This window comes from Mycobacterium sp. 3-98 (assembly GCF_035918355.1).
In the GTDB taxonomy this organism is placed as follows: Bacteria; Actinomycetota; Actinomycetes; order Mycobacteriales; family Mycobacteriaceae; genus Mycobacterium; species Mycobacterium intracellulare.
In genome coordinates, this window is record NZ_CP142360.1 from 4,369,358 (window position 1) to 4,382,125 (window position 12,768).

The following is a 12,768-nucleotide window of genomic DNA, read 5'->3' on the forward strand; positions in this document are numbered from 1 at the left end:
AGGAGGAACGGCGAAGGTGACCGCCGGCGACGATGCAGAGCGAAGCGATGAGGAGGAGCGGCGCAGGTGACCGCCGGCGACGATGCAGAGCGAAGCGATGAGGAGGAGCGGCGAAGGTGACCGCCGGCGACGATGCAGAGCGAAGCGATGAGGAGGAGCGGCGCAGGTGAGTAGCGAACCTGTCGCGGCCGAAGCGGCGGCGAACCCGTTCGCCGACGGGGTTCCCTTCGGAACCAAGCTGCGAGAGCTCGCCGAACAACGTGGGAACGATGCCGGCGTCACGATCGTCGCGCTCGACGGCACCGCGCAGACGCTGACGTTCGGTGAGCTCGACGCCCGCGCCAACCAGTGGGGCCGCGCCCTTGCCGCCGCCGGCGCCGCAATCGGTTCCCTTGTGGCGCTTGCTATTCCGAATTCTCAGCATCTGGTGCTGGCGACGCTGGGGTGCTGGAAGATTGGCGCGGTTCCGGTGCCCATGCACTGGGATCTTCCCGAGTGGGAGCGCGACCGGGTGCGCGAGGTGATCGATCCCGCCGTCGTCGTCGATGAAAAGAGCCGCTGGGACCTCGAGGCCCGCGCGGCCGCCGAGTCCGACGGCCCCCTGCCGGTGGCCGTCTCCCCCACCGCCAACGGGATCTGCAGCAGCGGTTCGACCGGCGTGCCCAAGGTGATCCTCAACCTGGCGCCCTCGCTGTGGATCCCCCAGCAGGGCGAGCCGTTCCTGTCGAACTGGACACCGGTTTCCCAGCCGCAGACAATCATGGTGCCCGCGCCGATGTATCACACCAACGGCTTCGCCACCTTCCTCATGCTGCTGGCGGGCGACCATCTGGTGATACTCGAAAAGTTCGACGCCGCATTGGCTCTCGATGTGATCGAGCGCTTCCGGATCACCAACTTCACCGCGACGCCCACCATGCTGGCGCGCATCGCGGCCCGGCCCGACGTCCGGGAGCGCGACCTGTCCAGCATCGTCTTCATCCTGCAGGGCGCCGCGGTGATGCCGCCCTCGCTGCTGCATACGTGGTTCGAACTGCTCAGCCCGGAGCAGATCGTGACGGCGTACGGGATGACGGAAAACCTGGGGCTCACCGCGCTGCGCGGCGACGAGTGGCTCGCCCACCCGGGCAGCGTGGGCCGCGGATTCCGGGACACCGAGATCCGGATTCTGGACGCAGAGAAGCGGCCGCTGGGTCCCGGCGAGGACGGGGACGTGTATCTGCGGGCACCGATGAGCGCGGGGTATCGCTACCTGGGTGGGGCGCCCCCACTGCCGTCGACCGAGGACGGCTTCCGCTCCGCCGGGGACATGGGCCACCTCGACGAGGACGGCTTTCTCTACATCGTGGACCGCCGCGTCGACATGATCGTCAGTGGCGGCGCCAATGTCTTTCCCGCCGAGGTCGAGTCGGCGCTGGCCGGCCACCCAGGTATCGCCGACGTAGTCGTGATCGGGCTTGCCGATCCGCAGTGGGGGCGCCGCGTGCACGCGGTGATCCAGCGCGCCGAGGCCGACGGCGCCGAGCCCCTCACCGAGCAGGGCGTGATCGACTACGCGAAGAGCCGCCTGGCCCCGTACAAGGCGCCCAAGACGGTGGAATTCGTCGACGCGATACCGCGCACCGCGGCCACCAAGGTCAACCGCTCGGCGATGATCGCGGCGCGGGGCGGCTGAGCGTCCGACCGTCGGTCGGCGCGACGACCCAGAAGGTCTGGCTTCGCGGATGGGCCCCAGGACGCGGTAACCTCATTCTCAGAGCGTAAGGACTGCGCCACGGAAGGGAACAGCGCCGATGACCGCCCCCAATGACGAAGCCGAAGTGACGCGCGGCGACCGCTTCATCAAGACCGCCGTCGCGATCCTGGGCGAGACGGGACGCACCGACTTCACCGTGCAGGAGGTCGTCGCCCGCTCCAAGACGTCGCTGCGGGCCTTCTACCAACACTTCGCCAGCAAGGACGAACTACTTCTGGCGCTGTTCGACAGAACCATCGCTCAATCGGTTCAGGCCTGGCGCGCCGAAACCGCGGGACTGGACAGCACGTCGGCGCTGAAATTGCTGATCGATCGGCTCAGCGAGCAACCGGAATCGAGCACCCAGGACAGTCTGAATCGCGCGCTGACCCTCTACAACCAGCACTTGGCCGAGACTCGTCCCCGTGACTACGCCCGGGTGCTCACACCGTTGCACCGGCTGACTCGCGACATCGTCGGGCAGGGCATCACCGAGGGCGTCTTCAACCCCGGATTGGACGTCGGTGCGGCCGCCGCCATCGTCATGCAGACGGTGATGGGCGCGCAGCGATTGCGTTGGCTGGGTTCGGAATTGAACGGCGCACCCGTGGATACGGGCCACCTCTACGACTTCTGCAGCCGCGCGCTCGGCATCCGCGAGACGGACGAAGAGTCGACGGTCCCGTCGCTGGCCGAGCTGTTCGCTCAGATCGGCATGCGCCCGGGCAGCCGCAACGGCGAGTTCGCGATGACCATGCCGGTCAGCCCGCAAGTCGTCAACACGTCGGGCGCCCTGCAGGGCGGCTTGATCGCGACGCTGGTGGACGTGGCGGGCGGCCAATTCGGGCTGGATTACCTGGAGCCGGGCACCACGATGACGACCTCGGATCTGTTTGTGCGCTACCTGCGGCCCGTCCGCCAGGGCTCGGCGTTCGCGGTGCCCAAGGTGTTGCGATCCGGACGACGGGCGATGGTGATGCAGGTGGACATCTTCGGCGACGGAGACGGCGACGACGACGACGAATTGCTCGCCACGGCCACCGTGAACTTCGCCATCATCAACGGCGCGACGCCGACGATCGGGCCGTGGGCCGACGAATAACGCGGGTGTCCCTCGCCGCCCAGCGGTGGTAACGTCGTTACCACGCAATGAGAATTTAGACCATTTGCAAGGAGATCGCCATGCCGTCTCGCGAGCTTCCCTTCCCCGTTTTCGATGCGGACAACCACATGTACGAGCCGCAGGAGGCGCTCACCAAGTTCCTGCCGGACAAACGCAAGAACGTCATCGACTACGTCCAGGTGCGCGGCCGCACCAAGATCGTGGTGCGCGGCCACATCAGTGAATACATCCCCAACCCGACGTTCGAGGTGGTGGCACGCCCGGGCGCCCAGGAGGACTACTTCCGCAACGGCTCACAGGGCAAGAGCTATCGCGAAATCCTCGGCGAGCCAATGAAAGCCATCCCGGCCTTCCGCGAACCGGGCGCGCGCCTGGAGGTCATGGACGAGCTCGGCATCGACTTCGCGCTGATGTTCCCGACACTGGCCAGCCTGGTCGAGGAGCGCATGAAGGACGACCCGGAGATGACCCATGACGTCATCCACGCCCTCAACGAATGGATGTACGAGCAATGGTCGTTCAACTATAAGGACCGCATCTTTGCCACCCCGGTGATCACCCTGCCGATCGTGGACCGTGCGCTCGAGGAACTGCAGTGGTGCCTGGAGCGCGGCGCCCGCACGGTGCTGGTGCGTCCCGCGCCGGTGCCCGGCTACCGCGGCAGCCGGTCGTTCGGGCTCGAAGAATTCGACCCGTTCTGGCAGGCCTGCGTGCGGGCCGAGATCCCCGTTTCGATGCACGCCTCGGACAGCGGCTACTCCGAATTGCTCAACATCTGGGAGCCGGGCGACGAGTTCCTGCCGTTCAAGCCGACCGCCTTCCGCAGCCTGGCCATGGGCCATCGCCCCATCGAGGATGCGTTCGGTGCCCTGATCTGCCATGGCGCGCTGTCCCGCAACCCTGACCTGCGGATACTGTCCATCGAGAACGGCGCGGACTGGGTGCCGACCCTGTTCCGGGGCCTCAAGGGCGTCTACAAGAAGATGCCGCAGGCGTTCACCGAGGACCCGATCGAGACGTTCAAGCGGTGCGTCTACGTCAGCCCGTTCTGGGAAGACCGGTTCACCGAGATCGTCAACATGGTGGGCACCGACCGGGTGGTCTTCGGATCCGACTGGCCGCACCCCGAGGGCCTGAAAGACCCGATCACGTTCGTCGACGAGCTGGCCGATTTCAGCGACGAGGACAAGGCAAAGATCATGGGCGGCAACCTGATGAAGCTGATGAAGGTTTCCGCGCCGGCGTCGAAGAAGCCCGTCTCGGCCTGATTGCGCGCCGGGCGCAGTCCGCTGGACGACCGAAACATGATGTGCGCCCGTTGCTTTGGGCGGCCATCGCGCACTCGCACGTTGGCAGCGCGTAGTCGATCCACCTGATTGCGGGTGTGGGCATGACGTGACGGGTCCGCGTGGCGCCGCCGATGGCGCACTCGTGCAACGCGTTTCCGCACCCGCGCGCCACCGCCGATGGCTATCTCGATTTTCGGCAACGTCAATTTTGCGCGTCGCCGAATTCGCCGGATGTAACACTCCGGTATCAAACCGTTGCGATATGCAACTAATACCATTGCTAATCTGAACATCTACGTGTGCAAAATTGGTCGCTTGATTTGACCCGGTTACGACTCTGATTAGCCCGCAGGCCCGTCGAAAACTGCGAGGAGGAACGGCCAGATGGTGGCCGAAAAGGACTGGGACCGAACGGTCGGCGCGGCCGAGGACGTGCGGCGCGTCTTCGAGAATGTCCCCATGCTGTTGGTCGGCCTTGAAGGGCCCGAGCACCGATTCGTCGCGGTCAACGCGGCGTACCGCGTCCTCAGTCCGCCCATCGACTCGATCGGGCTGCTGACGCGCGAGGTCTATCCCGAACTGGTGAGCCAGGAAATCATCCAGATGTTCGACCGGGTGTACCAAACGGGCGAGCCGCAATCGGGAACAGAGTGGCGGGTCCAAGCCGACTTCGACGGCGCGGGGCAGGCGCAGGAACACTTCTTCGACTTCATCGTCACGGCACGCCGCGCCGAGGACGGCACGATCGAGGGCGTGCAGCTGGCGTTCACCGACGTCACAGACCGGGTGCAAACGCGGATGGCCGCCGAGGCGCGCCTCGAGGAGCTGTCCGAGCGGTACCGCAACGTCCGCGATTCCGCCACGGTCATGCAGCAGGCGTTGCTCGCGCCGTCGGTGCCCGTCATTCCCGGCGCGGATGTGACGGCGCAGTATCTCGTCGCCGCGGAGGACACCGCGGCCGGTGGCGACTGGTTCGATGCGATTCCCCTGGGGGACAGGCTGGTTCTCGTCGTCGGTGACGTCGTCGGCCATGGTGTCGAAGCGGCGGCAGTGATGTCGCAGCTGCGGACCGCGCTGCGGATGCAGGTCGTGGCGGGATATCCGATCGCCGAGGCGCTCGAGGCCGTCGACCGGTTCCGCAAGCACGTGCCCGGGTCGAACACGGCCACAATTTGCGTCGGCGCGCTCGATTTCGGCACCGGCGAATTCCGTTACTGCACCGCCGGACACCCGCCGCCGCTGCTGGTGACGTCCGAGGCGACCTCGCGCTATCTCGAGCCTTCCGGCGCGGGTCCGCTCGGCAGCGGCACCGGGTTTCCGGTCCGCACCGAGTTCCTCGATGTGGGCGACTCGATCCTGCTGTACACCGACGGCCTGATCGAGCGGCCCGGCCGGCCACTGGGCGCCAGCACCGCCGAATTCGCCGAACTGGCCGCGAATATCGCCGGCGGCCAACGCGGCTTCGTCATCGAATCATCGATGCGAGCGATCGACCGAATCTGTTCGGAGACACTGGAACTGCTGCTGCGCTCGACCGGCTACAGCGACGACGTGACACTGCTCGCGGCGCAACGCCGCACTCCACCCGCGCCGCTGCACATGACGCTGGACGCAACCCTGCACGCCGCCCGCGCGGTACGCACTCGGCTCCGGCAGTGGCTGGCGGAGATCGGCGCCACCGCCGACGACATCTCCGATGTCGTGCACGCGATCTCGGAGTTCGTCGAGAACTCGGTCGAGCACGGGTACGCGACCGACGTCTCCGACGGCGTTGACGTCGAAGCGATGCTGTCCGGCGACGGCGATCTGCACATTTCGGTGATCGACCGCGGACGGTGGAAGGATCACCGCGAAGGCGAAACGGGCCGCGGCCGCGGCCTTGCCATGGCCGAAGCCTTGGTGTCGGAGGCGCACGTCAGTCACGGCCCCGATGGGACGACCGCGCGGGTGACGCACCACCTGTCGCGGCCGGCGGACTTCGTTACCGACTCGCTGGTCAGCCACGCGACCCGTCAGCGGACGGTCAACTCCGAATTCGTCTCCGCGGTCACCGAACCGGGCCGCATCGTGGTCAGCGGCGACGTCGATTCCAACACCGCGTCCACGCTGGACCGTCAGATCGCGGTCGAAAGCCGTTCCGGCGTCGCACCGTTGACCATCGATCTCAGCGCGGTCACCCACCTCGGATCGTCGGGCGTCAGCGCCCTTGCCGCCGCGCGGGAGCGGGCACAACGACAGGGCAGCGAGTACGTGCTGGTGGCCCCGCCGGGAAGCCCGGCGCACCACGTCTTGTCACTGGTGCAGATCCCGGTGGTCAGCGGTCTGGCCGAGAACGTCGTCGCCGAGGGCTAGGACCGCTCGGACCGCTCGCCATGCCGTACCTGGCTGAACGGCACCCCGCGGTCGGCGGCATATTCGCGGGGGAAGCCCAGCACCCGCTCGCCGATCACGTTGCGGGCCATTTCCGTTGTGCCGCCGCCGATCGCGACCGTCTGCCGCGACAGGTAGCGCAGCCCCGCCTCCAGGCCCGCGCCCGGCTCCCCCACAACGCCGGCGCTTCCCGCGATCTCCAGCGCCGTGTCGACGTCGGTGGTCACGGTTTCGGAGTGGAACAGTCTGATGAGCGTTCCGGCCGCCGGCGGCAGGACGCCGTCTCTGACACTGCGGTACACATGGCCGATCAACTGCTCGGCCACCGCCCGGTGCACCAGGACCCTGCCGGCCTTTTCCTGCACGCGTGGGTCGTCGGCCTGTCCGGTCTTCTCCACGAGGCCGACGTAGTCGACCGGGATCGCGTTGCCTCCCTCGCTGCCGCCGCCGCTGGCGAACTCCGAGCCCTGCCCCACTGCGCGGCGCTCGTGGTACAGCTGTCGCGAGGCCACCGCCCAGCCGCCATTGACCTCCCCGACAACGGCGTCGTCTGGAACGTCGACTCCGTCGAGGAACTCCTCGCAGAACTCGGTGGAACCGCTCAGCATGGTGATGTGCCGCAACGTGATTCCCGGATGAGAGATGGGCACCAGGAACATGGTCAGGCCCTCGTGTTTGGGCACATCCCAATTCGTGCGGGCCAGGCACAGGCCGTAATCGGCGGCGAACGCGCTCGTGCTCCACGTCTTGGCGCCGTTGATGATCCAACGGTCGCCATCGCGCTCGGCCCGGGTGAGCACGCCGGCCAGGTCCGATCCGCCGCTGGGTTCGCTCAACAATTGCACCAGCACCTCTTCGCCGCGCAGCGCCGCGGCGATGTGCTGCTTCTTCTGGTCTTCGCTGCCGGTGTCGAGCAGCGTTGCGCAGCAGATGGTGAACGTCGGGGTGTTAAGGATCAGGGGCATTTCGTAGTCGAGGGTTTCGGCGTCGAATGCCTTTTGGTATTCGTAGTCCAGCCCCAGACCGCCATACTCGCGGGGAAAGCAGATGCCGGCGAATCCGCCGTCGTACAAGCGCTTTTGGAGTTCTCGGGCCCGCAGCCAGGCCCGCTCGTCGTCGCGCGGGGCCGGTGGTGGGGCGTCGCGGTCGATGGCGGGCATGTTGTCGGCCAACCATGCCCTGGCCCGGGCGGCGAACTCTGCGACAGATTCGGTGTGCGTCATCTGTCCGAACGACCCGCCTTTTCGAACTCGTACACCCGCAGGTTGTGTTCCTCGGGCGTACCAAACATGCTGCGGTACAACGTAACCCGGCGAAGGTACAGGTGCAGGTCATGCTCCCACGTGACACCGATGCCGCCGTGCATCTGTACGCAGGCCTGGACGATCTGGCCGGCCATCTCCCCCACGTAGGACTTCGCGATGCTGGCCGACAATCCCGCCTGCGGCGCGCGACCCGCCACGTTGTCCACCGCCGCCCACGTGGTCGCCCGGCAGGCCTCCAGCCACAGCTTCATGTCGGCGAACTTGTGTTTGAGGGCCTGATACGACGCCAGCGGGCGACCGAATGTGTGCCGGTCCAGCGCCCACTGGGCGGTGAAGTCAAACACCGTTTGCAGGACGCCGACGACCTCGGCGCACTGCAACACCTGGGCGATCTGGCTTTGTCGATCGACCAGTGCGGGTGTCTCACCGGCGGTGCCGACGGCCGCAGACCGGGGCACGACGACACCCTCGAAGCGCACGCGGGCGTATTGCTTGACCAAGTCCACCGACTGCTGGGGCTCGATGCTGACGCCCGGAGCGTCCGTCGGGACCAGAAACTGGCGAATCTCAGCGCCATTCGGGCCGCCGCGCGCCACCACCAGCAGCGCCGAGCTCTGGGCGCCCGCCTCGACGCGGTCCTTGACGCCGTCGATGCGGTAGCCGGCGTCGGTTTCGGTCGCCGTCACCGCGGGAGCCAGTGGCGCCCAGCCCTGGCCGGGCTCACAAACCGCCCACGACGCCACCGATTCACCCGCGATCAGCGCCTCGATGGCATCGGCGTGCGCTTCGGAGTTGGAGCACTCGGCGAGCGTCGACAGGACGGTGCTGACCGGATACAGCGGCCCGGGCGCGACCGTCTTTCCGAGCTGCTCGGCGACCATCGCCAGGTCGGCGAAGCCGCTCTCCGACACACTCCCGCCGCCCAGCTCCTCCGGAACGAGCAGCCCCGTCCAGCCGAGCTCCGCGGCGCGCCGCCACCACGCTGGGTCAAACGACGCCCCCTCGGCGTGTAGCTCCCGCACCCGGCGCAGCGGCGCTTCCTTTTCGAGAAAGGCCTGGGTCGTCGAGGTGAAGAGGACCTTTTCGGGGGAGTCGATGGTGGTCATGGTGCCGAGGGAATCCTTCTTGACATTCGATCGCTGCGGGTGCAACGGAAACGGTTTGGGTGTTTGATCATCCGCCCGATCGGTCCTCGGTTGGCTGGCATTTCTGATGTTAGCAACGGGCAATACGGTAAGAGATACCGGAGTTCAGTCGGTAAAAGCGGTGACGAGGTTTCCGCCTCGGCGAACAGCGCGGGCCGTCGCGTTTACCCGGACGAGCCGTTCCTACATGGCGAACACGCGGCGCACCGCCTGGGCGTGCAACGCCCGGTTCTCCCGGGAAACAATCCAATCCGGCACCATCGAGTCGAAGCCATTGAAGGTCGCTGCAATCACATGCAATTCGGTGTGGACGTAAGCGTGCAGCAGCCGATTGGCGTAGTCGATGGCCTCGTCGCGACAGGGATCGATCTCGGAGCAGCTGACGAACGTGGGTGGCAGCCCCTCGAGGTTTGCCCGGTGCGCCGGGACGTGTTGCCCACTGGCGCTGGCGTGGCCGAGGTAGTGATTCCATGCCCGGCTCACGGCCGGGCCGTTGAGGCCCGGGGTGCGCTGGAACTCGCGACGCGACGGCGTGGCGTCGGAGTCGAGCATCGGCTGGTGCAGGATCTGCATCAGGATGGCCGGACCTTCCTGGTCGAACATGCGCTGGGTCAGGCCGGCGACGAGCGCCGCGCCGGCGTCGCGCCCCATGACCGCGATGCGGCCGGCGTCGGCGTCCAGTTCTTCACTGTTGTCGACCACGTAGCGGAAGGCCGCTTCGACGTCGTCCAGCGCCGCCGGGCACGGATTCTCCGGCGCCAGCCGGTAGTCGACGGAAACCACCAGACAGCCGCCGTCGCGGGCCAACTCCACGCAGTGCGCATGGTCCGTCTCCAGGTTGCCGGTGACGAACCCGCCGCCATGGGCGTACACCACCAGGGGCGCCGGGGATTCGGTGTCGCCGCGGTACAAACGGAGCCCCAGCTGACCGCCGGGCCCGGCGATGGATCGGGAGTCGATCGAGACGCCGCTGGTGTCGGCCGCCGCGGCGCGCTGGGCGGCCAGCAGGTTGGCGTGCTCCCGTTCGGCGGCCAGTGTCTCGGCGCGGAACTCGAAGGCGCCCAACTCGACGGCGGCGTCGCGCAGTACCGGGTCGATGCGGGTGAGGCCGTGTGGGCGGGCCAGGTTCGTCTGTGTCATACCTATTCGTTTTCTCCGGCTCGTCATGCACGCTAAACCACCTTCAAGGTAGACCTGCGCGTTTGGCCGGAGGCAGACGAGGTAGGTATTGGCGCGAAAAGCCCCGGGGCGGCGCGGCGAACGGGACCGGCCGTGCCGAACGCGTTGCGGCATTGCCTAACCGGGGTGTGGCGATCGCGCGAGCCGTTGGGATTCGTTGCTATTTATACTATGATAGCTAAATTCCGCTCGGTACACACCCGCCGTGGACTCGCGGTCGACGATCGGTCCGCGCGAACGGCCTGACTCGGTTGTTTTCAGGAGGAAGCGCTGATGACGCTCAGCACTGACCCGAACGGTCAGCCCGTGGTGCCCCCGCTCGACTTCACCGGTGAAACCAGCCCCTATCCGTTCTTCGAGTACATGCGGCGCACGGACCCGGTCTGGCATGGTTCCCTGGCCGATTCCGGACAGCTGCCCGAGGAATTGCGGCCCGACGACGAATGGGTCCTGTTCGATTACGACGCTGTGTCCCAGGCTTTCCGCGACGACCGGGTGTTCACGTCGGCCGCCTACGACAAGACCATCGGGCTGGTGATGGGACACACCATTCTGGCGATGGGCGGCAGGGAGCACCACGACCACCGCAACCTGGTGGCCAAAGCCTTTCGTGCGACCGCGCTGGCGCGGTGGGAGCCCTCGGTCATCGGGCCGGTGTGCGATCAGCTCGTCGACGAAATCAAGAACGACGGCCAGGCGGACCTGGTGAAGGCGGTGACCTTCGAGTTCCCGACGCGGATCATCTCCACGCTGCTCGGTCTGCCCGCCGAAGATCTCGACCTGTTCCGACGCCTGTCGCTCGACCTCATCTCGATCCCGACCGACATCGAGGCGGGGTTGAACGCCGCCAACGAGCTCTACGACTACTTCCTCAAACAGGTCGAGCAGCGCAGGCGCAAGCTCACCGACGACATCATCGGAGACCTGGTCGCCGCGGAGATCGACGGCGAGAAGCTCACCGACGAGGCCATCATCGCCTTCCTGCGGCTGCTTCTTCCGGCCGGGCTGGAAACCACGTACCGTTCGTCGGGCAATTTGCTGTATCTGCTGTTGACCCACCCCGAGCAGCTGGCGATGGTCCGTCGGGACCGATCCTTGTTGCCGATGGCGATCGAGGAGGGCCTACGCTTCGAAACGCCACTGACCACGGTCATGCGTACCACGACCGAGGAGGTCGAAATCGGCGGTAAGACAATCCCGGCCAACGCCCAGATCGACATGTGTATGGGTTCGGCCAATCGCGACGAGACCCGCTGGACCGATGCCGATACGTTCGACATCTGCCGCCCGCGCCAGGCCCACATCGCCTTCGCGGGCGGCATTCACATGTGCCTGGGCATGCATCTGGCGCGACTGGAAACGCGGGTCATGTTGAACAGCCTGTTCGATCGCGTCGAGGATTTGGCGTTCGTCCCCGACGACGGCACCGGCGTGGAATCCAAGATCGTCGGGCTAACCTTCCGGTCGCCCAACAAGCTTCCGGTCACCTTCGCGCCCGCCGCATGAAAAGCCGCGCAGCGATCCTGCACGACGTGGGAGGGCCGTGGTCGGTCGAGGAATTTGAACTGGATCCGCCCAAGGCCGGAGAGGTCCTGGTGCAGATGGCCGCCGCCGGCTTGTGCCACTCCGACGACCACATCCTTAAAGGAGACATGTCGGCGCCCAATGAGGTGATGCGATCCCTCGGCCTGCCCACCATGTTCCCGACGATCGGCGGCCACGAGGGCGCCGGGATCGTGCGTGAGGTCGGCCCGGGCGTCACCGACTTTGCGCCGGGCGACCACGTGGTGATGTCGTTCGTCGCCGTGTGCGGCCAATGCCGTTGGTGCGCCAGCGGAATCGAGTACCTTTGCGACCAGGGCATCGGCACCATGGTCCCGGGAATGCCCACCGACGGCACGTTCCGCCACCACACGGCCGACGGCCGGAAGCTGGGCCACATCTCCAAGATCGGCGCCTTCGCCGAACACACGGTGGTATCGACGAATTCATTGGTGAAGATCGAGCAACACCTGCCGCTGGCCTCGAGCGCGCTGCTGTCGTGCGCCATCCCGACCGGATACGGTTCCGTCGCCAACCGGTCCAACATGCGTGCCGGCGATACCCTCGTGGTGATCGGCGTCGGCGGGATCGGCACGGGCGCCATCCAGGGAGCCCGGATCAACGGCGCCGCGCAGATCGTGGCGGTCGATCCTGTTGACTTCAAACAGAAATCGGCTTTGCAATTCGGTGCCACGCACAGCGTGGCGACGACGACCGAGGCGCTGGACCTGGTGCGGGGTCTGACGTACGGGGTGATGGCCGACGCCGTGGTGGTCTCGCCGTCGTTGATCACCGCCGAGGACGTCCGCGATGCGGTGCGTCTCACACGCAAGGGCGGCACCTGTGTGCTCACCGGCATGACGTCGCAGTTGACCCGGTCGGTCAAGATCGACCTGCAGGACTTCATCTTGACCAATAAGACGTTGGCGGGCACCATCTTCGGCTCGTGTAACCCGAAGGCGGACGTCGCCAGGTTGGCGAGGCTGTATGAGACCGGTCAGTTGCAACTCGACGAGATGATCACCAAGCGCTATCGCCTCGACGAGGTCAACGACGCCTACGACGATCTGCTCAACGGCAAAATCGTCCGGGGCATCATCGATTTCGGGATAGCCTGAAA

General features: G+C 66.5%; 9 protein-coding genes. 6 read left to right on the forward strand and 3 right to left on the reverse strand.

The genetic code is table 11. The annotated features are described in order from the left end of the window. Window positions 1-166: 166 nt before the first annotated feature. From QGN30_RS20455 to QGN30_RS20470, 4 genes are all read left to right on the forward strand, one after another. Window positions 167-1,675, forward strand: coding sequence for a class I adenylate-forming enzyme family protein (locus QGN30_RS20455; protein WP_038535630.1), 1,509 nt, complete (start codon window positions 167-169; stop codon window positions 1,673-1,675). A gap of 118 nt (window positions 1,676-1,793) precedes the next feature. Beyond that, a complete protein-coding gene (locus tag QGN30_RS20460; protein ID WP_014941550.1) occupies window positions 1,794-2,837 on the forward strand; it encodes a hotdog fold thioesterase in 1,044 nt (347 codons plus the stop codon). Between the two features lie 80 nt (window positions 2,838-2,917). Next, window positions 2,918-4,126 (forward strand): amidohydrolase family protein, encoded by a 1,209-nt coding sequence (locus tag QGN30_RS20465; RefSeq protein ID WP_008255021.1) that lies wholly within the window; start codon window positions 2,918-2,920, stop codon window positions 4,124-4,126. Window positions 4,127-4,531: 405 nt separating this feature from the next. Next, complete coding sequence (locus QGN30_RS20470; RefSeq protein ID WP_038535627.1) at window positions 4,532-6,499, forward strand: SpoIIE family protein phosphatase; 1,968 nt, start codon at window positions 4,532-4,534, stop codon at window positions 6,497-6,499. Here the strand turns inward: QGN30_RS20470 and QGN30_RS20475 are convergent. The 3 genes from QGN30_RS20475 to QGN30_RS20485 all read right to left on the reverse strand — a co-directional run bounded on the left by QGN30_RS20475 (window position 6,496) and on the right by QGN30_RS20485 (window position 10,067). Continuing rightward, complete coding sequence (locus tag QGN30_RS20475) at window positions 6,496-7,740, reverse strand: acyl-CoA dehydrogenase family protein (RefSeq protein ID WP_009957678.1); 1,245 nt, start codon at window positions 7,738-7,740, stop codon at window positions 6,496-6,498. The two genes, QGN30_RS20470 and QGN30_RS20475, sit on opposite strands and share 4 nt — an antisense overlap. Continuing rightward, window positions 7,737-8,888 carry an acyl-CoA dehydrogenase family protein gene (locus QGN30_RS20480; protein ID WP_043955648.1) on the reverse strand — a complete coding sequence of 384 codons (1,152 nt, stop codon included), beginning with the start codon at window positions 8,886-8,888 and terminating at the stop codon, window positions 7,737-7,739. Before QGN30_RS20480 ends, QGN30_RS20475 begins: the two co-directional genes overlap by 4 nt. 222 nt (window positions 8,889-9,110) lie before the next feature. Further along, on the reverse strand, window positions 9,111-10,067 hold the full coding sequence (locus QGN30_RS20485; RefSeq protein WP_008255011.1) for an alpha/beta hydrolase: 957 nt from the start codon (window positions 10,065-10,067) through the stop codon (window positions 9,111-9,113). A gap of 312 nt (window positions 10,068-10,379) precedes the next feature. On the opposite strand from QGN30_RS20485, the gene QGN30_RS20490 reads away from it, so the two are divergent. Together QGN30_RS20490 and QGN30_RS20495 are read left to right on the forward strand one after the other, a co-directional pair. Further along, complete coding sequence (locus QGN30_RS20490) at window positions 10,380-11,612, forward strand: cytochrome P450 (protein WP_014941546.1); 1,233 nt, start codon at window positions 10,380-10,382, stop codon at window positions 11,610-11,612. Further along, on the forward strand, window positions 11,609-12,766 hold the full coding sequence (locus QGN30_RS20495; RefSeq protein ID WP_009957681.1) for a Zn-dependent alcohol dehydrogenase: 1,158 nt from the start codon (window positions 11,609-11,611) through the stop codon (window positions 12,764-12,766). Before QGN30_RS20490 ends, QGN30_RS20495 begins: the two co-directional genes overlap by 4 nt. Window positions 12,767-12,768 lie beyond the last annotated feature (2 nt).